17 protein-coding genes and 1 pseudogene are annotated in these 24,896 nt (G+C 45.3%); 12 read left to right on the forward strand and 6 right to left on the reverse strand.

Annotated features, from left to right (window positions below; translation table 11 throughout):
• Positions 1-24: 24 nt before the first annotated feature.
• Positions 25-2,378 (reverse strand): annotated as a pseudogene (locus KJB05_RS10870) (helicase-related protein).
• Between the two features lie 237 nt (positions 2,379-2,615).
• Here KJB05_RS10870 and KJB05_RS10875 point away from each other — a divergent pair.
• The 3 genes from KJB05_RS10875 to KJB05_RS10885 all read left to right on the forward strand — a co-directional run bounded on the left by KJB05_RS10875 (position 2,616) and on the right by KJB05_RS10885 (position 6,822).
• The gene (locus tag KJB05_RS10875; RefSeq protein WP_208445393.1) at positions 2,616-4,304 is read left to right on the forward strand and encodes an NAD-dependent malic enzyme; all 1,689 of its coding nucleotides are present in this window, start codon (positions 2,616-2,618) and stop codon (positions 4,302-4,304) included.
• Between the two features lie 166 nt (positions 4,305-4,470).
• On the forward strand, positions 4,471-5,205 hold the full coding sequence (locus KJB05_RS10880) for an ElyC/SanA/YdcF family protein (protein WP_208445394.1): 735 nt from the start codon (positions 4,471-4,473) through the stop codon (positions 5,203-5,205).
• Between the two features lie 246 nt (positions 5,206-5,451).
• Entirely contained in the window at positions 5,452-6,822 is a 1,371-nt protein-coding gene (locus KJB05_RS10885) for a DASS family sodium-coupled anion symporter (RefSeq protein WP_005443284.1), read from the forward strand.
• 220 nt (positions 6,823-7,042) lie between these two features.
• Here the strand turns inward: KJB05_RS10885 and KJB05_RS10890 are convergent, their stop codons facing one another.
• Positions 7,043-8,380, reverse strand: coding sequence for a GGDEF domain-containing protein (locus tag KJB05_RS10890; RefSeq protein WP_208445395.1), 1,338 nt, complete (start codon positions 8,378-8,380; stop codon positions 7,043-7,045).
• Between the two features lie 340 nt (positions 8,381-8,720).
• On the opposite strand from KJB05_RS10890, the gene KJB05_RS10895 reads away from it, so the two are divergent.
• Positions 8,721-9,545: a DUF2797 domain-containing protein gene (locus KJB05_RS10895; protein WP_009705854.1), complete on the forward strand. Its 825-nt coding sequence runs from the start codon at positions 8,721-8,723 to the stop codon at positions 9,543-9,545.
• A gap of 82 nt (positions 9,546-9,627) precedes the next feature.
• On the opposite strand, the gene KJB05_RS10900 is transcribed toward KJB05_RS10895, so the two are convergent.
• Positions 9,628-10,863, reverse strand: a complete 1,236-nt coding sequence (locus tag KJB05_RS10900; protein WP_208445396.1) for a cysteine desulfurase-like protein — start codon at positions 10,861-10,863, stop codon at positions 9,628-9,630.
• Positions 10,847-11,503, reverse strand: coding sequence for a 2OG-Fe dioxygenase family protein (locus tag KJB05_RS10905; RefSeq protein ID WP_208445397.1), 657 nt, complete (start codon positions 11,501-11,503; stop codon positions 10,847-10,849). The genes KJB05_RS10900 and KJB05_RS10905 overlap by 17 nt, the downstream gene beginning before the upstream one ends.
• A gap of 371 nt (positions 11,504-11,874) precedes the next feature.
• On the opposite strand from KJB05_RS10905, the gene trxB reads away from it, so the two are divergent.
• The 3 genes from trxB (at position 11,875) to cydC (ending at position 16,442) form a co-directional block, all read left to right on the forward strand.
• Entirely contained in the window at positions 11,875-12,834 is a 960-nt protein-coding gene (trxB, locus tag KJB05_RS10910; protein ID WP_208445398.1) for a thioredoxin-disulfide reductase, read from the forward strand.
• 103 nt (positions 12,835-12,937) lie between these two features.
• Entirely contained in the window at positions 12,938-14,725 is a 1,788-nt protein-coding gene (cydD, locus tag KJB05_RS10915) for a cysteine/glutathione ABC transporter permease/ATP-binding protein CydD (protein WP_208445399.1), read from the forward strand.
• Entirely contained in the window at positions 14,718-16,442 is a 1,725-nt protein-coding gene (gene cydC, locus KJB05_RS10920; RefSeq protein ID WP_038895754.1) for a cysteine/glutathione ABC transporter ATP-binding protein/permease CydC, read from the forward strand. The genes cydD and cydC overlap by 8 nt, the downstream gene beginning before the upstream one ends.
• Before the next feature lie 87 nt (positions 16,443-16,529).
• Here cydC and KJB05_RS10925 read toward each other — a convergent pair whose 3' ends face one another.
• Positions 16,530-17,861, reverse strand: coding sequence for a D-serine ammonia-lyase (locus KJB05_RS10925; protein ID WP_208445400.1), 1,332 nt, complete (start codon positions 17,859-17,861; stop codon positions 16,530-16,532).
• A gap of 211 nt (positions 17,862-18,072) precedes the next feature.
• Between KJB05_RS10925 and dsdC the strand changes: the two genes are divergently transcribed.
• Entirely contained in the window at positions 18,073-19,014 is a 942-nt protein-coding gene (gene dsdC, locus KJB05_RS10930; RefSeq protein WP_208445415.1) for a DNA-binding transcriptional regulator DsdC, read from the forward strand.
• Positions 19,015-19,017: 3 nt separating this feature from the next.
• On the opposite strand, the gene KJB05_RS10935 is transcribed toward dsdC, so the two are convergent.
• Positions 19,018-19,818: an EAL domain-containing protein gene (locus tag KJB05_RS10935; protein ID WP_208445401.1), complete on the reverse strand. Its 801-nt coding sequence runs from the start codon at positions 19,816-19,818 to the stop codon at positions 19,018-19,020.
• Positions 19,819-19,979: 161 nt separating this feature from the next.
• On the opposite strand from KJB05_RS10935, the gene KJB05_RS10940 reads away from it, so the two are divergent.
• The 4 genes from KJB05_RS10940 to KJB05_RS10955 all read left to right on the forward strand — a co-directional run bounded on the left by KJB05_RS10940 (position 19,980) and on the right by KJB05_RS10955 (position 24,606).
• Entirely contained in the window at positions 19,980-20,900 is a 921-nt protein-coding gene (locus tag KJB05_RS10940) for a helix-turn-helix transcriptional regulator (protein ID WP_208445402.1), read from the forward strand.
• Between the two features lie 166 nt (positions 20,901-21,066).
• Entirely contained in the window at positions 21,067-22,002 is a 936-nt protein-coding gene (locus tag KJB05_RS10945; RefSeq protein ID WP_208445403.1) for a helix-turn-helix transcriptional regulator, read from the forward strand.
• Between the two features lie 68 nt (positions 22,003-22,070).
• The gene (locus tag KJB05_RS10950) at positions 22,071-23,018 is read left to right on the forward strand and encodes a helix-turn-helix transcriptional regulator (protein WP_039985124.1); all 948 of its coding nucleotides are present in this window, start codon (positions 22,071-22,073) and stop codon (positions 23,016-23,018) included.
• 574 nt (positions 23,019-23,592) lie between these two features.
• Positions 23,593-24,606 (forward strand): DNA-binding protein, encoded by a 1,014-nt coding sequence (locus KJB05_RS10955; RefSeq protein ID WP_033006958.1) that lies wholly within the window; start codon positions 23,593-23,595, stop codon positions 24,604-24,606.
• The last annotated feature ends 290 nt before the right edge of the window (positions 24,607-24,896 follow it).

A 24,896-nucleotide genomic window follows, 5' to 3' on the forward strand; every position in this document is an offset into this window, starting at 1 on the left:
TATCGTTCCGGCTTATAAATCTCCTTATTTTACATCAAGCACACGACTGGCTTTTTTGTACTGCACTTTCCAACCTGCCCAGCGGGGTAGCTCCCAACGTTTAGGGTCGCCTTTTCGGCTGCCTTCGGTGTAAATGACATGAACCAGTTTACGAGACACAAAGTATTCCACATCGAGTTTCAGTTCCGCCAAGATCAACTTTAAAGGGAACTGCTCAGCAAAGTCTTGATATTCCCAGTCTGGAATACCTTCGAATGGGATGTCATCAGCTTCAAACAGCTCAATATCTTCCACACTTTCTACGCCAAGCGTTTCCAGTTGCTCGACCAGCCAAGTAGCGAAAGACAAACCGTCGAGGCCCGTTTTTTCAATAGGCTCAGGATTTAACCCAAGCGCGTTATAGATCTTCCAGTGCTGAATTTGTTGTTTTCTCAATGGAGCAAAACCCGGTAATAGCGTTTCGTCTTCAATCATCTCAACGATAGATTGGACGGCAACTTCACCTTCAAGCGCTTGATATTCAGTACAAATGGTTCGTCCTGCATAGATCAAATGCATGGTCGCGCGTGGGGCTTCTTCCTCATAATTGGTTTCGCCTTGTTGCCACTCACCAAGCTCTAATTCGCGCAGCAGATTGAGGGAAACAGGCAGCATTACGGAGGCAAGATTGAGCGTCTGCTTTACACCTCGTCCGGGTACGCTGTGGCTATCTAGCACCAAAGCTGCTTCACTTTTTCCGGAAAACGGCTATTACGCCCAACCATCATTTCCATCAAACCATTGCCTAGCGCGTCACGACGTCGTTCTCGGCGAACAAATACAAGCTCTGGATGTAACGTGGCAATGGCTTTGGTCAATTCATCGCGTTTGTATCGCGATGCGACTTCAAGATCCGGCAATTCAAACACTTCTCGCATTTGCTTTGCTAAACCTTGCGCTTCTTCAAGCACGCTTGCGTCGAAATTAATGCTAGAAAGTTGCTCCCCTCGCACCAAGCGAATCATCAACGAGGCATCGCAACCAAATGGTTCTTCTTGAGCTAATGCTTCGGCAGACTCACCGCCTTGCAATTGGTACAACTGAGCGGGCACAGAAAGCGCTGCCGCTAAATCGATCATTGCTTCTCTTTCTGATTTGGTTTGGATACGAGTCACTAAGTCTGCAAATAAGGCATCAATTGGTAGAGGGTAAACTTTTTTACCGTGCTCGGTGATGTCACCTTGCTCGTCTATCGCTCCCATCCCCTGCAAGGTTTGGAGTGCTGAGTTAAGTGACTTTTCAGGTACAGAATCGAGGAAGGAAAGTTCGGAAAGTCTGTATCCACAACAAGCCGCAGCGAGCATCGGTTCTACGAGTTCTTCGCGGTGCAATTCAGGCGGCGTCACCAGTTCCAACGGTGCATGCTCACCAAACAAGCGAATACACGCTCCTTCAGCAACACGACCTGCTCGACCCATTCGCTGCGCCGCGCTGGCTTTGGAAATGTTGCTTAACGTCAGAGCTGTTCGTCCATTTCGTTGTACGGTTCTGCGTTCCAAACCACTATCGATGACTACGCGGATGTTTGGAATGGTCAGAGAGGTTTCTGCAACGTTGGTTGCCAACACCACTTTACGTTGCTTTTGTACCGTCAACGCACGATGGCGCTCTTCATCACTCACAGAAGCATGCAGCTTCACGACCATCACATCATCAATACTTTGCAGCATTTGCGCGCATTGAGTGATCTCTTTTCGACCCGGTAAGAAAACGAGAATATCGCCCTCTTCGTCTTCGAGTGCTTCTTTTACCGTGCGCACAACATCATTCTCACAACCTTTCTTGTTCGGCAAGTAACGACTGTCCATTGAACGATGAGTCACGGTGACAGGAAAACAACGACCTTCTGATTGCAGGCGCTTGGCATCCAAATAGTTCGCCAGCTTTTCGCCTTCTAACGTGGCTGATGTGACAATCAAACGGTGCTGTTTTTCTTGCTTTAAAATCGCGGTAAGGAGATCAATGTCCCAGCGGCGTTCATGAAATTCGTCCACCATCACGATATCGAAGCTAGCCAGTTTGTCTTCCGCGAACCAACGCAGCGCAACACCGGGCGTCACGAACACGACTTTAGTCTTTTCATCATAGTGAGCGTGAAGCTTTATCGCGTAACCAATCTGTTTACCTAAAGGTTGACCAGATTGCTCGGCAAGAAATTCAGCTAACGAAGTACAAGCGATTCGGCGTGGCTCAATCACCAATACTCGACCGTGATTGGCTGCCCAAAGTGGCAATCGCGTGGATTTACCTGAGCCGGTTTCGGCCTCAACCACCAAATGATGGTGATTCACGAGTTGGTCAAATTCCGCTTGTAAGCTATCGATAGGTAATTGAGACATAAAAGATAAGAACGTGATAATGGATTGCGAGGCATTATACCTGAGTGAGAAATTCCTGCTTTAGGAATCGTTTCTGGCCATTTAATGACAGTATTATTGTTTCAGTGACGATATTTTCGTCGGGAATTGGATTTTTTTGCGACATTACGTTGATGTGCATCAACGAATGTTTACAACTAAATAGTGAACCCGTTAGAATTTTGCACGCATCCTTCAACCCTACATTTAAGGCACCCAATGAACAACGACAAGCGCCCACTCTATATCCCATATGCGGGTCCGGCTCTTTTAGCGACCCCTCTTTTGAACAAGGGCAGTGCGTTCTCCGGAGAAGAACGTAGTTCATTCAACTTGGAAGGTCTTCTACCAGAGACAACTGAAACCATCCAAGAGCAAGTAGAGCGTGCGTACCAACAGTACAAAAGCTTTGAAAGTGACATGGACAAGCACATTTACCTGCGCAACATCCAAGACACGAACGAAACGCTATTCTACCGCCTAGTTCAAAACCACATTTCTGAGATGATGCCGATCATCTACACACCAACCGTTGGTGCAGCGTGTGAGAACTTCTCAAACATCTACCGTCGTGGCCGTGGTCTGTTCATCTCTTACCCAAACCGTGACCGTATCGATGACCTGCTAAACAACGCAGCAAACCACAACGTTAAAGTTATCGTGGTCACTGATGGCGAACGTATCTTGGGCTTGGGTGACCAAGGTATCGGCGGCATGGGTATTCCAATCGGTAAACTTTCTCTGTACACAGCGTGTGGCGGTATCAGCCCAGCTTACACACTACCAATCGTACTTGATGTGGGTACCAACAACCCGCAACGTCTTGCAGACCCAATGTACATGGGTTGGCGTCACCCTCGTATCACTGGTCCTGATTACGATGCTTTTGTTGAGGAGTTTATCCAAGCAGTACAACGCCGTTGGCCAGATGCCCTGATCCAGTTCGAAGACTTTGCACAGAAAAACGCAATGCCACTTCTAGAGCGCTACAAAGATCGCATCTGTTGTTTCAACGATGACATTCAAGGTACGGCGGCAGTTACAGTAGGTTCTCTACTGGCAGCATGTAAAGCGGCGGGCACTAAACTGTCTGATCAGCGCATTACTTTCTTGGGTGCTGGTTCTGCTGGTTGTGGTATTGCTGAAGCGATCATCGCGCAAATGGTATCGGAAGGAATCTCTGATAAGAAAGCACGTTCGCAAGTTTACATGGTTGACCGTTGGGGTCTGTTGCAAGAAGGCATGCCTAACCTTCTTGATTTCCAACAGCGCTTGGTTCAGAAGTTCGACAATACGAAGAAGTGGGAAAATGAAGGAAATGGCTTCTCACTTCTTGATGTGATGCACAATGCGAAACCAACCGTGCTAATTGGTGTATCTGGTGCCCCTGGTCTCTTCAGTGAAGAAGTGATCAAAGAGATGCACAAGCACTGCGCGCGTCCGATTGTATTCCCGCTTTCGAACCCAACAAGCCGCGTAGAAGCAACACCAAATGACATCATTCGTTGGACAAACGGTGAAGCGTTAGTTGCGACAGGTAGCCCATTTGAGCCAGTGATTCATGAAGGCAACACTTACCCTATCGCGCAATGTAACAACAGCTACATCTTCCCTGGTATTGGTTTGGGTGTACTTGCGGTAAACGCGAAGCGCGTAACGGACGAAATGTTGATGGAATCAAGCCGTGCATTGGCAACATGCTCACCATTAGCGATCAACGGCAACGGTGCTCTGCTTCCACCACTAGAAGAAATTCATTTGGTATCGAAGAAGATTGCATTCGCTGTTGCGAAGAAAGCGATTGAGCAAGGTGTCGCGCTAGAAATCACCGATGAAGCACTAAATGACGCGATCGACCAAGCATTCTGGCAACCGGTTTACCGCCGTTACAAACGCACAGCATTCTAAGCTTTAAGACGTTTTGTATAATTATTAGCCCTCGCACTCCGAGGGCTTTTGTTTTTTATGCTCTTTTTTCTCATCCTAACCATATTTTGGCATAAATGGGCTTCTCTCTTTTCATTTCTATCAGATATGATGAGGGATACACATTGAAATAAGGACATCGAACGTTTTGCTGTTTTCTCGCATAAAGTCAAAGTGGAAGCTCAAGTTCTCATGGAAGCGTCTGGCTTTGGTTTTGTCGATCTCTTTACTCGGTCTTTTCGTCACGATTATTGCCATTGACCGTTGGGTCGTGCTCCAAGCACAAGAAGAAATCTTTACTGACTACGAGCAAGTGCCTAAGCATGAAGTCGCGGTCGTTCTCGGCACCAGTAAATACATTGGGAAGATCCTCAATACTTACTACACCCACAGAATCAACGCCGCTATCGAACTGTACAAACAAGGAAAAGTGAAACAGTTTTTGTTGAGTGGGGATAACGCACATCGTTCTTACAATGAACCATGGACGATGAAACGTGATCTACTCAAAGCGGGCGTGCCAGAAGAAGTGATTCATCTGGACTATGCGGGATTCCGAACTCTGGACTCCATCGTTCGTGCCAAAAAGATATTCGCCTCTGAGCGTTTCTTGATTGTCACTCAACGATTCCATTGTGAACGCGCGCTGTTTATCGCTGACGCTTACAATATTGATGCGCAGTGTTTGGCCGTAGCTGGACCAACGGCGAGTAAGCAGAAGATCAACATGCGAACGCGTGAACTTATGGCACGTGTGAAAGCGTTTTTGGACTTGTACATCATGAATACGCAACCGCGTTTCCTTGGTCCTCAAGAACCAATCGTTGCGGTGGAAGAAAAACAAGAAATCATCGAAAACGAACGTAACATTCCGGTTCATTAAGTCGACCAAAGTGTTGTTGCTTTCAACATTCACGCTCTGCATTACACACCGATAACAATTCATTAAAAGTAAATGGGTAGCTTTCTACCCATTTCCAATTCCCAACCTCACACTTTCTTATTCTGCCGTCGATTCAGGCAAAACACCCTTTCGCATCCGAAGTAACATTTAATCAATAAATAACTACAAGTCAGTTACTTTGCCATAAAAAACCAACACTAAGGCAATACAAAAGGAGCACAACCCATGACCGCACTCGCTGTGACACTGAAGAATTGGTTCTTCACACGCAACAGCATGATATTGACGTCTAATGTCCTGCTGTTCGCTATTTTGTTCAACACCCTACCCTTTGAGCCTCAAGTCGTAACCGGCTTATGTATTTTGATTTTCGTTGCCGTACTTTGGTTAACGGAAGCCATTCACGTAAGCATCACTGCCCTGTTAATCCCTTTACTCGCGGTATTCTTGGGCGTATTCAATACCCAAGCAGCACTAAACAACTTCTCTAACTCGATCATTTTCTTGTTCTTGGGTGGTTTCGCATTGGCTGCCGCGCTGCATAAACAAAAGCTTGACCAAGCGATCGCAGACAAAGTACTGCTCATTGCGCGCGGTAAAATGTCTGTCGCAGTCTTCATGTTGTTTGGTGTGAGCGCAGGTCTATCAATGTGGATCTCAAACACCGCAACGACAGCGATGATGTTGCCATTAGTTCTAGGCGTTATGAGTAAACTAGACGCGAAGAAGAGTCACAGCACATACCTGTTCGTGCTACTTGGTATCGCTTACAGTGCGTCGATTGGCGGTATCGCAACGCTAGTAGGTAGTCCACCGAATGCTATCGCAGCTGCAGAAGTCGGTTTGAACTTTACAGAGTGGATGGAGCTGGGTTTACCAATTTCTTTGATTCTGATGCCTATCGCGATCTTGGTGCTTTACACCATGACAAAGCCAGATCTAAGCCACACGTTCGAACTTGACCACCAGCCTGTTGAGTGGACAAACGGCAAGAAGATCACCTTAGCGATTTTCCTATTAACAGTGACATTCTGGATTTTCAGCAAACCAATCAACGCGATGCTTGGCGGTTTTGCGAAGTTCGATACCCTCGTTGCAATTGGTGCGATTCTATTGCTTGGTGCATCTCGCGCAGTAGAGTGGAAAGACATTGAAAAGACAACTGACTGGGGTGTTTTAATCCTGTTTGGTGGCGGTATCTGTCTAAGCAACGTACTAAAAGCAACAGGCACAAGTGTCTTCTTGGCTAACGGTCTAGCAGGCTTCCTTGAGCAAGCAGGTGTCCTACTTACGATTCTATCTGTGGTTGCGTTTGTTGTTTTCCTAACCGAGTTTGCAAGTAACACCGCAAGTGCGGCGCTATTAGTGCCAGTCTTTGCCACCATTGCAGAAGCGCTTGGTCTATCGCCAGTCATTCTCTCAGCACTGATTGCTGTAGCAGCATCTTGTGCCTTCATGCTGCCAGTAGCAACGCCACCTAACGCGATTGTATTTGCGACGGGTCATATCAAACAGAAAGAGATGATGCGAATCGGTATGGTATTGAACGTTGCATGTATCGGCGCACTGACTCTATTCGCTTGGTTGTTCTGGTAAACATTGCTCAAATAAAAAAGAGCTGCGTCCAAACGCAGCTCTTTTATCAAAACTAGCACTACAACTGCTGTTCTCGGTAATCAAATTGAATACCTAACTACTACCCCCTAGTCATGTTCAGCAGTTTCCCTTTTGGTGGTCGGTCGGCCACCTTTTTTCTTTTCTACGCCAATGGTGAGCGCGGCGACCATCTCAGAGCGCAGCAATTGGGAAGCTTAAGTTAAGAAGCGATATCCGACTTCTTTTGCATGCCGTAATTCACTTCTATTCGGTTTCGACCATTGCGCTTAGCCAAATACAACACTTCATCCGCACGAGCCATCGTCTCAGAGACTCGTTCGTTTTGCATTTGGGCGACACCGATACTGCACGTTAGCGATTCACCATGAACCCAGAGGTGTTTTTCAACGTTCTGGCGCACGACTTCGGCTTTCTTCACTGCTTGCTCAATATCGGTGTTTGGGCAGAACACAACGAACTCTTCTCCACCCCAACGAACCAAACGATCATCTGGCTGGATAGAGCTTGCTATCACCATGACAAACTCACGCAGAATATCGTCCCCCATCTGATGACCATACTTGTCGTTTACACGTTTGAATTTATCCAAGTCCATGTAAAGTATGGAGAAGGAATCGTGCCCCCAACGAACTTGTCGAGCCTGTTGCTCCAACCAGTTCTGTACCGCATGTCGGTTCATTGCTCCAGTTAGTGCATCACGATGTGCCAGTTCTGCAAATTCATAGTTTTGAGCGCGCAGTGTACTGTTCACTTTTTCTAAATGGCGATGACGCTTTCGTGCTTTGTTATACGCGATTTTGTTTTTGCGCATTTCATGCAGTGAGAAAGCCAAGCCAAGTGCCATCCAAGAGAACAACAGCGCGAACAAGAGTGTGGATTGCTGAACATACGCACCTTCAAACTCTATCTTGTCGATAACGATCTTATGTTTACCGAGTGCCGCACCCGCTCCGGTAGCCAAATCAATACGAGTAATATTGGCAAACTCAGGCGCAGAGTGTTCAATTGCAACGTCGTTGTCATTCAACCACCACGTCATTACTTGGAGGTTTTCTATTGGGATCTCGATAACTTCGCTAAAGTCTGAAGGAGAAAACTGCATGCCATTGTATTTGATGGTGTATTCATCATTCGGATCTGAATAGGCCGAATTGAAGTTACGCAGGTACAAGCGCAGGTTTTTGCTTAGGCTTTGCCCCTCTCCCGCCGTTTCATAACGAATTTTAAGACGAACGGTATGGTAACTGGAAAGATCCAAACCTTTAGTCGCTTGCTTCACATCGGTGTAAACGGAGATACCGCAGTAAGGCCACGCGTACTTACTTTCTTTTAGGTCACAGTTAAGAACCAAACTGTGGTTTTGATAAGTAATATCAGATTCACTCAGACCACCAGCAATGGCATCGCTTGTGACATGAATATTAAATTGATCCGGCGTGACTTCTAGCTTACGGGTATCACCAAGCAAACTGTATAACGCCACTAAACTGATGGTGCATATCGATAATGCAAAAATTAATCTGTGTATCCACTTCATCGTGACTAACCTAGTTACTGACTATCGTTCTGTTTATATTAAGTAAATGTACTGAAAGTTATTTCACATTTCAAATAAAGTTATTTATCAAGTTAAAAAGTGATTTTTGACTCACATTCTCACTCTCGATACATATTACTCATTTTAGAAGCGTGATCTTGCTTCAGGTATGTAGGATTTTTCTCACTTGAGCATTTGTGCGAAGCATCTCACGTCAATCAACATCACCTTGATTAAAAAGGGACAAAGAGAACACAAAACCACAGACTTGTTTGCTTACCTCTGCATATCGAGACCGCTTCGGTATATACTGTGCAAAAACACAATAATGAGTAATGTCATGTCAATAATTGCTACAGGCACGCTAAACAAAATGCGTGCTTCTCTGGATGGTGCAGTAAGCTACCGTCTGCCTGTGGGTGACGAAGAAGTGGATTTGAGCCCATTTCTTGGTAAAACCCTCACCCTAACTCACACTGGCAACATCTACTGTTGTTCTTGCGGTAAGAAAACCAAGAAGAGCTACTCTCAAGGCCACTGCTTTGTATGTATGAAGAAGTTGGCGAGTTGTGACATGTGCATCATGAAGCCAGAAACTTGTCACTACGAACAAGGCACCTGTCGCGAGCCGCAATGGGGTGAAGAGAACTGCATGGTGGACCACTTCGTTTACTTATCTAACACGTCAAGTTTGAAAGTGGGCATCACGCGTCATACCCAAATTCCAACGCGTTGGATAGACCAAGGTGCGACACAAGGTCTGCCTATCTTCAAGGTAAAAACTCGTCATATTTCTGGCTTGATTGAAATCGAACTAGCGAAACACATTGCTGATAAGACAAACTGGCGAACGCTGCTGAAAGGCGATGGCGACCCAATTGAACTGCAAGATCGCTTTGCAGAACTACTGCCATTAGTGGAAGACAAAATCGCTGAGATTAAACAGCAATATGGCGATGACGCAATTGAAGTGTTAAGCGAAAACATCACTTCTCTAAGCTACCCAGTTCAGCAGCATCCAACTAAAATCACCTCACACAACTTCGATAAAAACCCAGTTGTAACAGGTACATTGCAAGGTATTAAAGGCCAATACCTGATCTTCGATACTGGCGTGATCAACGTGCGTAAGTTCACCTCTTATGAAGTTGAAGTGAGCGAATAAGTTCTCGGTTAATTGAACAAAAGAAACGAAAAAGCTCGAGCCAAGTGCTCGAGCTTTTAGTTTGTGGTGGTGTCGTCGATTCTTAGGCGTCGAGGATGTTTTCTAACACATCAAACAACATATCGATTTCTGCCGTCGTGTTGTAGTGCATACAACCGATGCGAACCACGCCGCCCGACTCTTCTAGGCCTAACTGACGAACGAGTCCTAGCGCATAGAAGTGTCCATTCCAGACACAGATATTGTGCTCGCCCAACGTCTTCGCGATGAACTCTGGAGCGTATTTATCAAAAGTGAGCGCGAAAGTTGGCGTTCTCAGTTGATTGCTTTCATTGTTAATACCAAACAAGTTCACGCCGTCCAGCGCACCTAAACGCTGCAAGAAATGCTCGCTCAATTGCTGCTCATGTTGGCTGTATAACACATAACTTTGCTCCAAGCGCTGACGTAGTGATGCATCTTCATCGCCAAACTGGGCTAGGTATTCAACCGCAGCAGTGACGCCTGCCAAGCCCTCAAAGCTCTGTGTTCCGGTTTCGAAGCGTCCCGGTCCAATGTTGGTTGCAGGTTCAACTTTGTAGGGCTTAACACTGTGTAACCACTGGTCTGCTACGTACGCGATTCCTATATGTGGCCCAAAAAACTTGTACGCAGAACATGCCAAGAAATCACACCCTAATGCTTGCACATCGACTAGATGGTGCGGCGCGTAATGAACGGCATCCACATAAACTTGAGCGCCGATACTGTGTGCCATTTTGACCACTTGGTGTATATCGACGATCGAACCTGTAGTGTTCGATGCGTAAGTCACCGCAACTATGCGAGTTTTCTCATTCAACAAGCTCTGAAGATGCGCAAGATCCAGCGTGCAATCTTCTTCATTAATTCTGACTTGGTGAACCACCACGCCTTTATCTTCTGCTGCTTGTTGCCAACTCGACACGTTAGAGTAATGGTCTAGGGCTGAAACAATAATCTCATCGCCCTCTTTCCAATCTCGACTAATAGCGCGACTTAGCTGGAATGTCAGCGAGGTCATATTCGCGCCAAACACGATATTGCCAGAGGACGGCGCGTTTAGCAGAGCTTGTGCCGATTCGCGAGCCGATTGCATTACATCAACCGTCGCTTGGCTTGAGAAATAATGCCCGCCGAGGTTCGAATTGAATCGCCCAAGGTAGCTCACCATGCTATCGAGTACCGACTGCGGCACTTGTGAGCCACCTGGTCCATCAAAAAAGGTCACTGGGCGGTCATTGTGGTATTGCGCCAGTGCGGGAAATTGTTCTCGGATCTGATTAAGATTGAAGTTCATTTCGTTTGTCCGTCGCTGTCAGTACAAATACATCCATATGACCTTCTTGGTCATTAATCACTGAGCGAATTGGCACCGCGTTGTGCCACAGTTTGCTGTCTGCCAGCATTGCCACTTCGCCATTTTCCAATACTTTACGGAAAAAAGGCGCTTGATTGTGGCTGCTGTAAAGCATGATGTCGCCACCCATGATGTTGTGACGCCCTACGCCTACTAGCGCGATGTGGTCAAAACCATCTTGGTGTACCCCTTCCGGTGCAACTTGGGTTTCATCGTAAATCGCGGTAATTCGAATTTGATGGATCTCGATTTCCTGACCGTCCGGTAAGTGGTTTGCGTTAACGAACAACTCACACATTTCACGGAAACCTTCACTGGAAAGAATCCCTTTTTCAATCGGCTCAAACTGGCGAATCACATCACCTTGGAAACGGTTGATATGAGAAGATTGTACAAAGCTGTTCTTGTTTAAATCGACCACCTGACCGTTTTCAAACCCAACCACGGAGTAACGACGAAGACGATATTGGCCGTCGGCGTGTTCCGTACGAGGTAGGCCTTCAAAGGAAGGAGAAAGTTGCTCAATCGCTGCCATGCTGAGCTGAGTTAAATGTAGGGTGTTCTCTCGTGAATGTAACATCATTGGCTCCTTTAATGAGGCACATTTAGCTTGTTTGAATTAACATTTAATTTACATCTTAGGATACGCAAATATTCTGCAATTACCAGAATTTGACGTTGATAGCTTCAACAAAAAAGAAAAAACGACACTTAGCACTACAATTAATATCAACAGCAGTTTAAACATTCAGGACGGAGCTTGCGCAGTATTTGAAACTAGAACTCTCTACTATAAACAGAATTTTATTCTAGTCTGGAACGCCTCTCCATAAACATCAGCAAGTTCTAACCTATAACCAATAATTCGATCCGCTCCTTTCGTTTATGCTTTTAAAGCACTAAGAATTTCCATACAATCGGGAGAAATGTTCAGCCCTCTATGGAGCCATAATGAGCGACGTAAAACACTGTAAATTATTAATTCTTGGTTCTGGCCCAGCAGGTTACACCGCAGCAGTATACGCAGCGCGTGCTAACTTAAACCCTGTGCTAGTAACGGGAATGCAGCAAGGTGGTCAGCTAACGACCACAACTGAAGTAGAAAACTGGCCTGGTGATGCAGAAGGTCTTACTGGCCCAGGTTTGATGGAACGCATGAAAGAACACGCAGAACGATTCGAAACAGAAATCGTGTTCGATCACATCAACAAAGTGGATCTGTCTCAACGTCCATTCCGTCTGAAAGGTGACTCTGGTGAGTACACTTGTGATGCGTTGATCATCTCTACTGGTGCATCAGCGAAATACCTAGGTCTTGAATCTGAAGAAGCATTTAAAGGTCGCGGCGTTTCAGCTTGTGCAACTTGTGATGGTTTCTTCTACCGCAATCAGAAAGTGGCGGTTGTGGGCGGCGGTAACACTGCTGTTGAAGAAGCGCTTTACCTATCAAACATTGCATCAGAAGTGCACCTGATCCACCGCCGCGATTCATTCCGCGCTGAGAAGATCCTTGTAAAACGCCTGATGGATAAAGTTGAAAGCGGTAATATCGTTCTTCACACTGACCGTACACTAGATGAAGTGCTAGGCGACGACATGGGTGTAACGGGTGTTCGCATTAAAGACGTGAACAGCGGTGCAACTGAAGATATCGATGTAATGGGTGCATTCATCGCAATCGGTCACCAACCAAACACGCAAATCTTCGAAGGCCAAGTCGATATGAAAGATGGTTACATCCTCGTTCAATCCGGCCTTGAAGGTAACGCAACGCAAACCAGCATCGAAGGTGTGTTTGCAGCAGGCGACGTGATGGATCATAACTACCGTCAAGCAATCACCTCTGCAGGTACTGGCTGTATGGCAGCTTTAGATGCAGAACGCTTCTTAGACGCACTTACTGACAAATAACTTTTCACATTTGTGTCATATCCTTAAAGCCCAGCGGTATTCCCGCTGGGTTTTCTTTTGTATACTACCGCCTCATTAAAACAATTATCATTAAGCCTTCACGATGGATAAGAAAAAGCAAAGCAGCTTGAATAAGTGGCTTAAGCAACAAAGTAAGTTGGCCAAGCGCTGGCTGATGGTTGCGATAGGCCTAGGCGTACTATCAAGCGTGTTTTTATTGGCTCAAGCAGCCCTGCTCGCCTCCATTCTCCACCAACTCATTATTGAACAAGTCGACAAATCCGAACTCGTTTGGTACTTCGTCGGACTTGGTGTCACTGTTATCGGTCGCGCAGCTTGTACTTGGGGACGCGAAATCGCTGGATATCGTTGCGGCGAACAGATCCGCGTTTACATCCGCCAACTGATTCTCGATAAAGTTCACCAACTTGGTCCTGCTTATATCAAAGGCAAGCCAGCAGGTAGCTGGGCAACGTTGATCCTAGAGCAAGTAGAAGACATGCAAGACTTCTTCTCGCGCTACCTTCCACAAATGTCGTTGTCTGTTTTGGTGCCTTTCATCATCCTAGTGGTGGTTTTCCCAATTAACTGGGCAGCCGGTTTAATTTTCCTGATTACTGCACCATTGGTTCCAATGTTTATGGCATTGGTGGGTATGAAAGCCGCTGACGCAAACCGTAAGAACTTCAAAGCGCTGCAACGTTTATCTGGTCACTTCTATGACCGTTTGCAAGCAATGACAACCATCCGTTTGTTCGACCGTACTCAATCAGAAACCGAGACATTAAAAGGTGCATCTGAAGTTTTCCGTACTCGCACAATGGATGTATTGAAGATTGCATTCCTATCTTCAGCGGTTCTTGAGTTCTTCACCTCTATCTCAATTGCGATTACGGCAGTTTACTTTGGCTTTAGCTATATCGGGGAGCTCAACTTCGGTTACTACGGCACAGGTGTAACGCTGTTTGCTGGTCTATTTATTCTGATCCTTGCGCCTGAGTTCTATCAGCCATTGCGTGACCTTGGTACCTTCTACCATGCCAAACAACAAGCAGTTGGCGCAGCAGAAAGCATTGTTGAATTTCTAGAGCTAGATGTAGACCAAGTAAAAGACGGTAATAAGGCTGTAGAACAAAACGCTGCGATTCATATCGAAGCTCAAGACCTTGTTATCTTCAGCCCTGAAGGTAAACAACTTGCTGGTCCCCTATCCTTCTCGCTAGAAGCGAACCAAAGCACCGCACTGGTTGGCCCAAGTGGTGCAGGTAAAACCAGCTTAGTAAATACTATCCTTGGTTTTATGCCATACAAAGGCAGCTTAAAGATTAACGGCTGTGAACTTTCCGAGTTGGATTTGGCGACATGGCGCGAAACCATCAGCTGGATTGGTCAAAACCCAATGCTTTTGCACGGCAGCATTCGTGACAACGTCACCCTAGGTAAGCAGGATATTCAAGACCAGCAAGTCCACTCTGTACTGAGTGACTCCCACGCTGCAGAATTTGTTGAAATGCACGGTCTGGATTACCAAATCTCTGATCGCTCTGGCGGTTTGTCTGTTGGTCAGGCACAACGTCTTGCTCTTGCTCGTGCGATGCTGCAAAACGGCCGTTTTTGGCTACTTGATGAACCAACCGCAAGTTTGGATGCTCGAAGCGAAAAATTAGTTATGGAAGGCATAGGTAAATACACCGAAGCCACCACTAACTTGATGATCACTCACCAATTGGCGCCACTGCAGAATGTCTCCCAAATTCTGGTTATGCAAGAGGGTCAAATCGTTCAACGTGGCGATTACGCAACGTTGGCATCGCAAGATGGTTTATTTAAAGAAATGTTGGCTGCCAACCTAGCTCAACGTGAATCAGACAAGGGGAACTTAGATGCGTGATTTACTCCCTTATCTAAAACTGTATAAAAAGCACTGGTTTGGTTTGTCACTCGGCATGCTTCTGGCGTTTCTAACGCTCGCCGCTTCTATTGGCCTACTCACCTTATCCGGTTGGTTTATCTCTGCGGCGGCGGTAGCGGGTTTGACTATTGCTCGTGAAACCTTCAACTACATGCTTCCGGGCGCTGGCGTTCGTGGCGCTGCCATGGCGCGTACAGCGGGCCGTTGGGGCGAGCGTGTAGTTAGCCACAATGCAACATTCAAACTACTGACGGATCTACGTATCTTCTTCTTCAAGAAGCTTGCACCACTGATCCCTGGTCGCGTTTCGACTCTGCGTGATGCGGATCTGCTAAACCGTCTAGTGGCAGACGTAGACGCGATGGATCACGTGTACTTGCGTCTTGTCAGCCCTGTGATTGTTGGCATCTTCGGCATCTTGTCACTAACCGCAGTACTTGCCTTCTTTGACTGGCACCTTGCGCTACTGCTTGGCGGTATCCTGACGGTAATGCTGTTGGTGTGGCCGGTATTGTTCTACAAACTGGGCAAACATAACGGCGAACACCTGACTCAAAACAAAGCACAACTGCGCGTAGCAACACTGGACTGGCTACAAGGTTACAGCGAACTAAGCCTGTTTGGTGCAGAAGAGCGTTACCGTAACGTGATTCTAGAAAAGCAAAAACAGCTGCTATCCAACCAGTTTGTTAACGCAAACCTCACTGGTATGGCATCTGGCTTGTTGATGCTCGCTAACGGCTTAACCCTTGTTGCAATGCTTTGGTTTGCTGCGGATGGTGTTGGCGGTCGTGCACCAGATCCTTGGATTGCACTGTTCGCGTTTGCAACTATGGCAAGCTTTGAAATTCTGATGCCAATTGCTGGTGCTTTCCAATACCTAGGTCAAACATTGACGTCCGCACGTCGATTGAACGAAATCACCTTAGCGGAGCCAGACGTTGTCTTCCCAGAAACATCGAAGCGTGAAGGTGATAAACCGTTAAATATTGAGTTCGACAAGGTTGATTTCACCTACCCTGACGGTCAACAAAAAGTGCTGAAAGACCTGACACTGTCACTGCCACTGGGCTCAAAAACGGCGATTGTTGGCCAAACCGGTTCAGGTAAATCGACGCTTATTCAATTGCTTTGCCGCTACTGGGATGTAAACCAAGGTCAAGTGAGCATTGGTGGTGCGCCTCTGCAAGATTGGAGCGAATCCGATTTGCGCGCTGCGATCACAGTAGTTAGTCAACGTGTGGATGTGCTTAATGGCACACTGCGTGACAACCTATTGCTTGCGGCTCCAGAAGCAACGGATGAACAGTTGGCTGATATTCTGACTAAAGTGGACTTGGCGAATCTGTTAGACGAACCAGGACTGGATGCTTGGCTAGGTGACGGCGGTCGTCAACTGTCTGGTGGTGAGAAACGTCGTATCGGCATTGCTCGCGCGCTATTGCGTGACGCTCCTATTCTGCTGCTTGATGAACCAACTGAAGGTCTAGACAAGCGTACTGAACAAACAGTGATGGAACTGTTCAAGCAACACTTCACCAATAAAACGGTCGTATTCATTACTCACCGTTTGATTGAGTTGGAAAGCATGGACAACATCTGTTTGATGGAACAAGGCGAAATCATCGAACAAGGTAGCCACCAAGCACTGCTTGCAGAAAAAGGTCGTTACCACCAGCTGTTACAATCTCTGTAATACTGGGATTCAAATAGACAAAGGGCTCATCAATTGATGAGCCCTTTTCTTTTGCTCTCGCTGTTCCCATAACAAGTGCAAAATTCGTTAACGACCTGACTTGGCCAGATAAGCCGACATTTCCTCTTCCGGTACCATGCCGCCACCGGTCGCCCAAATTAAGTGAGTCGCGTTGTTTAATTTCTCTTCAGTAAACTGCATTCGCGCTTGGTAAGCTTTATCGTTAGAAACATGCACCGCACCAATCATGCCCGCTAACGCTGATGGTTCTAAACGAATATCTTCCAGCTCACTTAGCTCACCTAAATGGTGATACATGCGCTCATCCGTCATGGTGTAGTAACCATCAAGCAGTCTTTCCATCGCTCGGCCAACAAAACCAGACGCACGACCTACCGCTAAACCGTCAGCTGCAGTGATGTTATCAATACCAAGATCTTGCACCGCGATGTCATCATGCAAGCCTGTGTGTACACCAAGCAGCATACACGGAGAGTGTGTCGGCTCCGCGAAGATACAATGCACATCGTCACCAAAAGCCATCTTCAAGCCGAACGCCACGCCGCCAGGACCACCGCCCACCCCACAAGGTAGGTAAACAAACAGAGGGTGGTTCGAATCAACGACAATACCCATCTCATCAAACTGTTGCTTTAAGCGTTCACCTGCAACGGAATAACCTAAGAACAAGGTTTGAGAGTTTTCATCATCAATGAAGAAGCAAGTTGGATCTTTTTCCGCTTCTTTGCGTCCCTGCTCTACAGCAACACCGTAATCTTGCTCGTACTCCACCACGTTTACGCCGTGAGAACGCAGTTTGTTTTTCTTCCACTCTCTCGCATCTGCCGACATATGAACCGATACAGAGAAGCCGAGTTTTGCACTCATGATGCCGATAGACATGCCCAGATTTCCGGTTGAACCTACGGCAATGCTGTATTGCTGAAAGAACTGACGAAGCTCTTCACTCGCCAATTTGCTGTAATCATCACTTTCACTCAGAAGCCCAGCTTCAATCGCCAACTTCTCTGCATGTGTCAACACTTCATAAATACCGCCACGCGCCTTGATAGAACCTGAAATAGGCAAATGGCTGTCTTTTTTAAGCATCAAACGCCCAAGAATTTGAGTATCGTATTGCGCTTCCAAACACGACTTCATCTTGTCGATGTCGACCACGCTTGATTCAATGATTCCATTAGAGGCCGCCGTTTCAGGGAAGGCTTTCATTAAGTATGGAGCAAAGCGATCTAGTCGTTCACTGGCGTCTTTGATGTTGGCTGCACCTAAACCAACGAACGGCAGACCTTCTTCAAGTGTGGTGATATTGGGGTTAAACCAAACCACCTCTTCCAAATCAATCAATCGCTTAACCAGAGGAAACTCGGTAGCAAGTGTGTGTGCATTGTAGGTTGTCATTGGTTCCTAGTTGCAAGTTACTGTCTTTAATCGTTATTTAACCAAACTCTAGCCAAAGATGACAAACGATCAAAAATCACTTTCACATGAACCAGATTAAAACAAAAACGTGATTAAGTTGGAATTTTGTGGACAAGAAGTCTTTTTAGCTCAACATACAACACACAAAAGCCCTATTATCCAATCAACAGCAGCAAATCATTCATTAGCCATGTACACCAACGACACCATTTTCGGTAAGCATCAGCGCATCAACAGTTTTCAGCTTTCTAAGTTACACACCTTTGAAGTAGCTGCGAGACACTGCTCTTTTTCCCGTGCTGCAGAAGAGCTTTCCATGACCCCTAGCGCCATCTCACATCGCATCAACAAACTGGAAGAAGAACTTAGCATCAAGCTGTTTGTACGGTCACATCGAAAGATAACCCTGACCGAAGAAGGCGAACGGATATATCTAGCCCTTAACCGAACGTTGAATGAGTTAAACCAAGAAGTAATGGAAGTGAAGTGTGGCGATGTCTCGGGCGAACTGACCATCTACTCCCGCCCTTCCTTTGCACAAAGCTGGTTGGTTCCCCGTATTTACTCGTTTAAACAGCAGTTTCCGTCGATTGAGCTAAACATACTAACGGGTAATGAGAATGTGAATTTCCAAGGCTATGGCATTGATGCCGCCATTTATTTCGATGAGCAGATGCCAGAAAAACTGTGGCACCAAGAGCTGATGGAAGAAAGCATTGTTCCAGTTTGCACCAAAGAGTACGCAGAAAAACTGGGACTCATTGATGCCCCAGGTAAACTTGTGAGCGCTACATTACTGCATGACAAACAAGCATGGGACTACAACTCGCATCATGATGAGTGGGCGCTTTGGGCTGGTGAAAATGGGCTCGACGATATCGAAGGGATCCCAAGCATCTCGTTTGATCGTTCCGATCTTGCGGTTACAGCGGCAATGCATAACGCTGGCGTTGCAATTGGCCGACTTTCTCTTGTCGAAAGCTTGTTGAAATCCGGCGCACTTATTACGCCTTTTTCTGCGAGAGCACTTCGCTGTAAACAGAAATACTATGTGGTCACCGCCAATGAAAAGCACTCGCGCAAGTTGGCCCTTTTCATTGGTTGGTTAAATCAGCAAGCAGGGAACCGTTAAATGTTATGCCCACATCGCCGATGAGCCATGGTTTGAGTTGGGCTTAGAGAGTTTTGGGCATAAATCCGAAACCATACTTGGTCTGTGCAAGTAATAACCTTGCGCATAACTCACATCCAAACTTTGCATGAAGTTCAGTTCATCGGATGTTTCAATCCCTTCGGCAACCAAATCAAATTTGTATTGGTGCTTCCAAGACGCCAAACGTTGCCAGAACTTCTCATATTGAATCCCTTGCCTTCTGAGTAAGCTTCGATCGAGCTTCACCACATCTGGCGATACATACCGAATGATGGATTCATTTTTATGATTGTCTCGACCAAAATCGTCCAGCGCAATTTTCACTCCCAAATTTTGGCATAGTTGTAAGTTGATCTTAAACATCAACTTATCGCACATCTCTGTCGGATACTGCGTCTGCTCGGTCAACTCAAGCCATAACGTGCTTCCCATACGCTTACACGCGTTCAATAAGGGCAACACATCGGCAAAAAAAGACAGACTAGAAAGGTAAGAAGGTGGAATATTTACAGAAATGAAACCAATCGATTCAGGAAGCTCATCCAAACACGTTGAAAGCTTTTTGAATAATCGTTTAGTAAAAAAGTTGGCGTACCCTTCTTCCTCGATACAACGGAAAGATTTTTCGATACATCTTGGCGTATTCCATCGCGTTAGCACTTCAGCACCAATTTTGTGGCCGTGCTGCAATCCATAGATTGGTTGAAAGATGGGATAGAAAGCGCCTTTACGAATATCCGCAAAGACCGTTTTACATTCATCCTCCCTCGTTGAATTTTTCATGGGTCTTACCGTTTACAATAGTTCTCTAATATAGAGATTAAGGGAACGTAATACACAATAGTAGGCATCGAAAAATGGGTTTGCTTGAGCTTTGCTATGCGACTCCTATAATGATAGAGCAATCAATAACCTATTACAGAACAAAATATGCGAGGCAATGGATGTTCGGGGAATACTTAAAACAACTTAGGGAAGAGATTGGACTGACACAAAAAGAACTCGCGACCAAACTGAACCTCGCGAGTACCGATTTCGCCTCGATTGACCCAGTAACGATTAGCCGTTGGGAAAGAGGAACGACGGCTCCAACGACGGTAAAAGCCATCAGGGTCCTGAGAGTACTCACCACCGACTTAATGCCCTTTCTCATCACGCTGCCATCTGAGTCAGGAAAAGGCATTTTCGAAAAGATTGTTGAATATCGATTCAAGTCGCCTTGGGCAACGTTAATGAATAGCTCTTACGATACGCAGCCAAAGAGTAATTCGATTACGGAAAGTCAGCTGTTAGAAAGCGATCAGGATGATTATCTAACTAGTCTAAAACACTTTTTTAATAGTTTGTCGCTCGATAACAAAGCGCTATTCGATATCGATTTGTACCAATATCAGCTCGATAACAAAATGGTCGCTCGCAAATACACGGACGAAGAAAGCAAAGAAATTCTGGGCCATAGTATCTCGTTTTTATTTGATGCTAACGAATTACATCAGTATTTCTCATCGCCATTTTATCCAGTGCCATTGCAGCAAGCTCGCCCTTATTCCACGAGCCGAGCCATGGCGGTTTGTACCATTTCTCGTTATTCATCGATCGAATCTGTATTTTGGCAAAACAGTGCATTTGGTGCGAAATACGTTGCCTCTCATGCCAATATTCATGATATGTACTTTTATGCTGTTGACCAATGGTCAGTCAATTATATGAATAGCTTAGACGCAGAGAAAATCGCTTTTGATACGCCCGATGAAAACGGCATTGTGAAAATTGGCAATCAATCTTTTAAACGCTGTTTATACCGAGTTGATAGCGCTATCTGGTTATCCAGACCAGAGATCATTGAGCTGCTAAAACGCGAATAATTATTAATAAGTGTCACTTCTTTCTTATATAGATGAACAGGATATAACCAAATCCAGACATATTATTGACATGATTGAACGCGACACTGCCTAGCATAAAAATAGTTTCTACAATTAATGTAGGCACGTGTAAGAAACACGATTCAAGTTATTATGAGGGCAATGTATGTTCGGGGATTACCTGAAACAGCTTAGGATCGAAGGAAATCTTACGCAAAAGGAACTTGCGGTAAAACTTAACTTAGCAGACCCAGAGTTCGCCTCTATCGACTCTGTAACGGTCAGTCGTTGGGAACGCAATACTACCGCACCGAATCCGGTTAAAGCGGTTAAAGTACTCAGAACCCTTACCAACGATCTAAGGCCCTACCTTCTCTCCATCGAGATTGATGAGGACAAGACTCAGATTAATCACTATCTGAAAGAGCGTTACCATTCTCCTAAAGATGTCTTGATGAATACTTCGTATCAATCAAACCAAGAGGTTGAAGCATGTAATGTGCTTGAGGCACCACTGTTTGAGTCCAGAGGGGAAAAATACGAAGCGGGTTTAAAGAACTTCTTGAGTGGAATTGGCATTGAGCACGACACCTTGTTTGACGTCGACCTGTACCAATATCAGCAAGATCATAAGATTTACGGCAAGAAGTATCTCGATAAACTATCTGGACGATTGCTGGGACATTCGTTGTCTTTCTTCTTCCATGCCGACGATTTAGAAGACTATTATTGCTCGCCGTTTCTTAAGATCCCGATAAAAAAGACCAAAGCCTATTCAAGCAACAAAAAGATGGCAATCTGTACGTTAACCCATTTTTGCTCTGATGAGCCTACCTTTTGGATTGACCATCAAACCGGTATAGACTACCTTGCGACTCATGCGAACGTTCAAGACCTTTACTACTATGCCATCGATAAACTCACGGCAGACTATATGATTGGGATCGGCGCCGAAAAAGTGGCTTTCGACGCACCGAGCGAACAAGGCATCGTCAAAATCGGTGCAGAAAAGTATATGCGCTGTTTACTTAAACTCGACAGTGCGATTTGGCTGACACGCCCTGAGTTGCTCCTCCTTCTCAAAAGACAATATCCTCAATAATCAACTACCCTAGTGTAAGAAGCCAATTAGTTTTGGCTTCCTTTCCATAATAAAAACAAGGTAAGTGTATGTTTGGAGACTATTTAAAACAGTTGAGAAATCAGCTCAACTTGACGCAAAGGGAACTTGCCACAAAGCTCAACCTCGCAAACCCAGAGTTTGCCTCTATCGACTCTGTAACGATCAGTCGATGGGAAAGAAACACGACATCACCAAACGCGGTTAAAGCGATCCGAGTACTTCGTGAACTCGCATTGGACTTAAAGCCATTTTTGTTGTCCATTCCGTCTCCAGAAAATGGCACCATGCTTGATGACATCTTATACGACCGCTTTCACTCACAACGAGCAATGCTCCTAACATCGGGATACGAAGAACTAAAACCGAGTAAAGAAGTTGAGATCATTGAAGAGACGCTCTTCACTGAGCATGTTGATGCCGATCTGGCTCGCTTAAAAAACTTCTTTCTCAATTCAGACGCGCATTACCCAGGGATGTTCGACCTCGATTATGTGGCGATGCACAATGACGATAAGTTAATCGCCAAAGTCTACAAAGACAGTGAGACGAACAAAGTACGTGGGCACTCTATCTCGTTCCTATTCCGGGTTGAGGATTTACATGCACATTTTCATAATCCAAACCAAACCTTGCCGCTTAGCCAAGCTCGTGCGTACTCAGAAAGCCGAGGCATGGCACTATGTTGCTTGAGCCGATATGCTGCCAACGAGCAAGTCTTTATGATGCTTCATCCGACGTTAGTGGATTACTTAGCAGAACGTTCCAATATCACCGAGTTGTACTATTACGCGTTTGATAATAAGTTTACCGACTATTTAGTCAGCTTAGGGGCTGAAAAAGTCGCTTATGACACGCCAGATAAAGCAGGCTCTGTAACCATAGGCAAAACGTCTTATCGCAAATGCTTACTAAAAGTGGATACTGCCGTACTTCTAGCACAGCCTTCAATGATATATCTACTCCATCAACACCAAGCAAATACTACAAAACGTTAAACGCTAAATAAGGCTTTCCTGAAATATATTAAGCGCCGTAAATTCACTTACGGCGTCTATTAGTGCATTAGCACTAATCGATAAATAATAAATTCAGTTGGGAAAAAGCCTGATAATTATATCTAACATACTCATATGAAATATGTTCTTTCCCGTGAACCTTTCTCATTTTTAAGATAACAGTAAAAAATGATTTACCGAACGTATAATTGCATAAATTTCATCAACCTATGTGACCAAGCATTAAAAAAGACTGTAATTACAAGGCTATTTTCATCTATTTCAGGACAGCATTGGCCATCACTAGGCATCTTCAATCGACTCAATAAGCACAATGCCTTCTCAATTTAATAACAAACACAATATGATTTGCATGATATTTATGATCAAACACAACATAAATATTAATGCATTTTCAACCTCCTATACGCCAAGTCAATTTTAAAGGGTCGTAAGTAAATGGAATAACATTTCCAACGATTGACATATTTGGAAGAGGAATGTCATGCACATAACTTAAACGAAAAATAAGAATTAGCTATGGACATGTTTTAAACCTATGGGGGAAAGTAAAGTGTTCGGGAGTTATCTAAAAGCAATAAGAACCACATTAGGGTTAACTCAGGAGCAAGCATCGATAAGGTTAAATCTCTTAGGTGGCGATTTAGCTAATATAGACTGTGTCACTTTCAGTCGATGGGAACGGGGCATTACTCAACCAAGCTTAAGCCGTCGGGTAAGAGTCCTACGAGCGTTTGAAAACAACTTGCTGCCTTATCTGTGCAGTTTGGGATTAGACTCATCTTTAAAGGATGAAGTTGAGCAATTTGAACTGTCTTTGAAGCAACGCTACCAGGATGCGATGTCGATCATCTCGGGGATTGATTACAATACTCCGTGTCCGGTAGAGCACAATAATATTGATGAGGAAGAGCTCAGCCAAAGTAATGAACAAGAGTTCATTCACAGTTTGAACAACTTCCACAATCAATTGAAGTCGCTCAACATTAAGCACAATCTGGCTACTATCGATTTGGTGGAATACCAAAAGGACGGTCGCGCAATTGCTTACAAGTACCTTTCTCGGGGAGAGTTAGTAGGACATAACATTGGCATGTTTTTCACCGAGCCAACGTTAGAGAATGAAATTGATCGAGTAAAGAAGAACCGCTTACCGATCGATGTCATTGACCTAAGACTCACCAAACCGCTGAAAGATAAAGGGGTATATTCTTACTACGCCATCAGTCAACACTCGAAGAATGAACGTGTTTTCCGAAGGCAGTTACACACTGAATTTACCTTTTTGGCTCAAAATGCGCATATTCATCACTATTACGCGAGTGTCACACTCAAGAGTTCTGTCGATGTTATGCTCAAAATGGGCTTTAGTGTCGCCGCTTACGAAGGTGAAAACCCTGTTGGCGCGATTAAAGTCGGGTCTAAGCGTTACACCAGAGCGATCATGTATATTGAAACCAGTGAACTGTTCACGCAGCCCGAGTTTCTCTACTTGCTCACTTGTTGCGGCGTTTGCACTCACCGCCAGTGTGACACCTGTACGGAGCACCCTGACTGCATTTGTTAATTAGCGACAAAGAACGAAAGTTTCGGCATTCAGCTGCCCCGCTCTGTGCTTGAACGATACTGTTCATCAAAAGGTCAATAACAGCAGACTCTCCCTCCTAACCTGTTGTGATTGGCCTTTTTATTATCCACGTCACCCGCATTTAGTTTTCGACCTTACATCACGCATACGGCCATCAACGAGTTCAACGGTAACGTATCCAGAGCGTATTACTAAGAAACTTGAGCTAGAAACTTGAGTAGAAACTAGAACCAAAAACTGAACGCTCTGACTTATTGGTTTCCATTCTA

This window comes from Vibrio sp. B1ASS3 (genome assembly GCF_905175355.1).
Classification (GTDB): domain Bacteria; phylum Pseudomonadota; class Gammaproteobacteria; order Enterobacterales; family Vibrionaceae; genus Vibrio; species Vibrio owensii.

What these genes read in the sequence shown, in the direction of transcription:
- KJB05_RS10940 (WP_208445402.1), top strand. Translation starts at nt 19,980, where the DNA reads ATGTTCGGGGAATACTTAAAACAACTTAGGGAAGAGATTGGACTGACA.
- KJB05_RS10950 (WP_039985124.1), top strand. Translation starts at nt 22,071, where the DNA reads ATGTTTGGAGACTATTTAAAACAGTTGAGAAATCAGCTCAACTTGACG.
- dsdC (WP_208445415.1), top strand. Translation starts at nt 18,073, where the DNA reads ATGTACACCAACGACACCATTTTCGGTAAGCATCAGCGCATCAACAGT.
- KJB05_RS10875 (WP_208445393.1), top strand. Translation starts at nt 2,616, where the DNA reads ATGAACAACGACAAGCGCCCACTCTATATCCCATATGCGGGTCCGGCT.
- cydC (WP_038895754.1), top strand. Translation starts at nt 14,718, where the DNA reads ATGCGTGATTTACTCCCTTATCTAAAACTGTATAAAAAGCACTGGTTT.
- KJB05_RS10885 (WP_005443284.1), top strand. Translation starts at nt 5,452, where the DNA reads ATGACCGCACTCGCTGTGACACTGAAGAATTGGTTCTTCACACGCAAC.
- KJB05_RS10890 (WP_208445395.1), bottom strand. Translation starts at nt 8,380, where the DNA reads ATGAAGTGGATACACAGATTAATTTTTGCATTATCGATATGCACCATC.
- trxB (WP_208445398.1), top strand. Translation starts at nt 11,875, where the DNA reads ATGAGCGACGTAAAACACTGTAAATTATTAATTCTTGGTTCTGGCCCA.
- KJB05_RS10935 (WP_208445401.1), bottom strand. Translation starts at nt 19,818, where the DNA reads ATGAAAAATTCAACGAGGGAGGATGAATGTAAAACGGTCTTTGCGGAT.
- cydD (WP_208445399.1), top strand. Translation starts at nt 12,938, where the DNA reads ATGGATAAGAAAAAGCAAAGCAGCTTGAATAAGTGGCTTAAGCAACAA.
- KJB05_RS10905 (WP_208445397.1), bottom strand. Translation starts at nt 11,503, where the DNA reads ATGTTACATTCACGAGAGAACACCCTACATTTAACTCAGCTCAGCATG.
- KJB05_RS10900 (WP_208445396.1), bottom strand. Translation starts at nt 10,863, where the DNA reads ATGAACTTCAATCTTAATCAGATCCGAGAACAATTTCCCGCACTGGCG.
- KJB05_RS10895 (WP_009705854.1), top strand. Translation starts at nt 8,721, where the DNA reads ATGTCAATAATTGCTACAGGCACGCTAAACAAAATGCGTGCTTCTCTG.
- KJB05_RS10945 (WP_208445403.1), top strand. Translation starts at nt 21,067, where the DNA reads ATGTTCGGGGATTACCTGAAACAGCTTAGGATCGAAGGAAATCTTACG.
- KJB05_RS10925 (WP_208445400.1), bottom strand. Translation starts at nt 17,861, where the DNA reads ATGACAACCTACAATGCACACACACTTGCTACCGAGTTTCCTCTGGTT.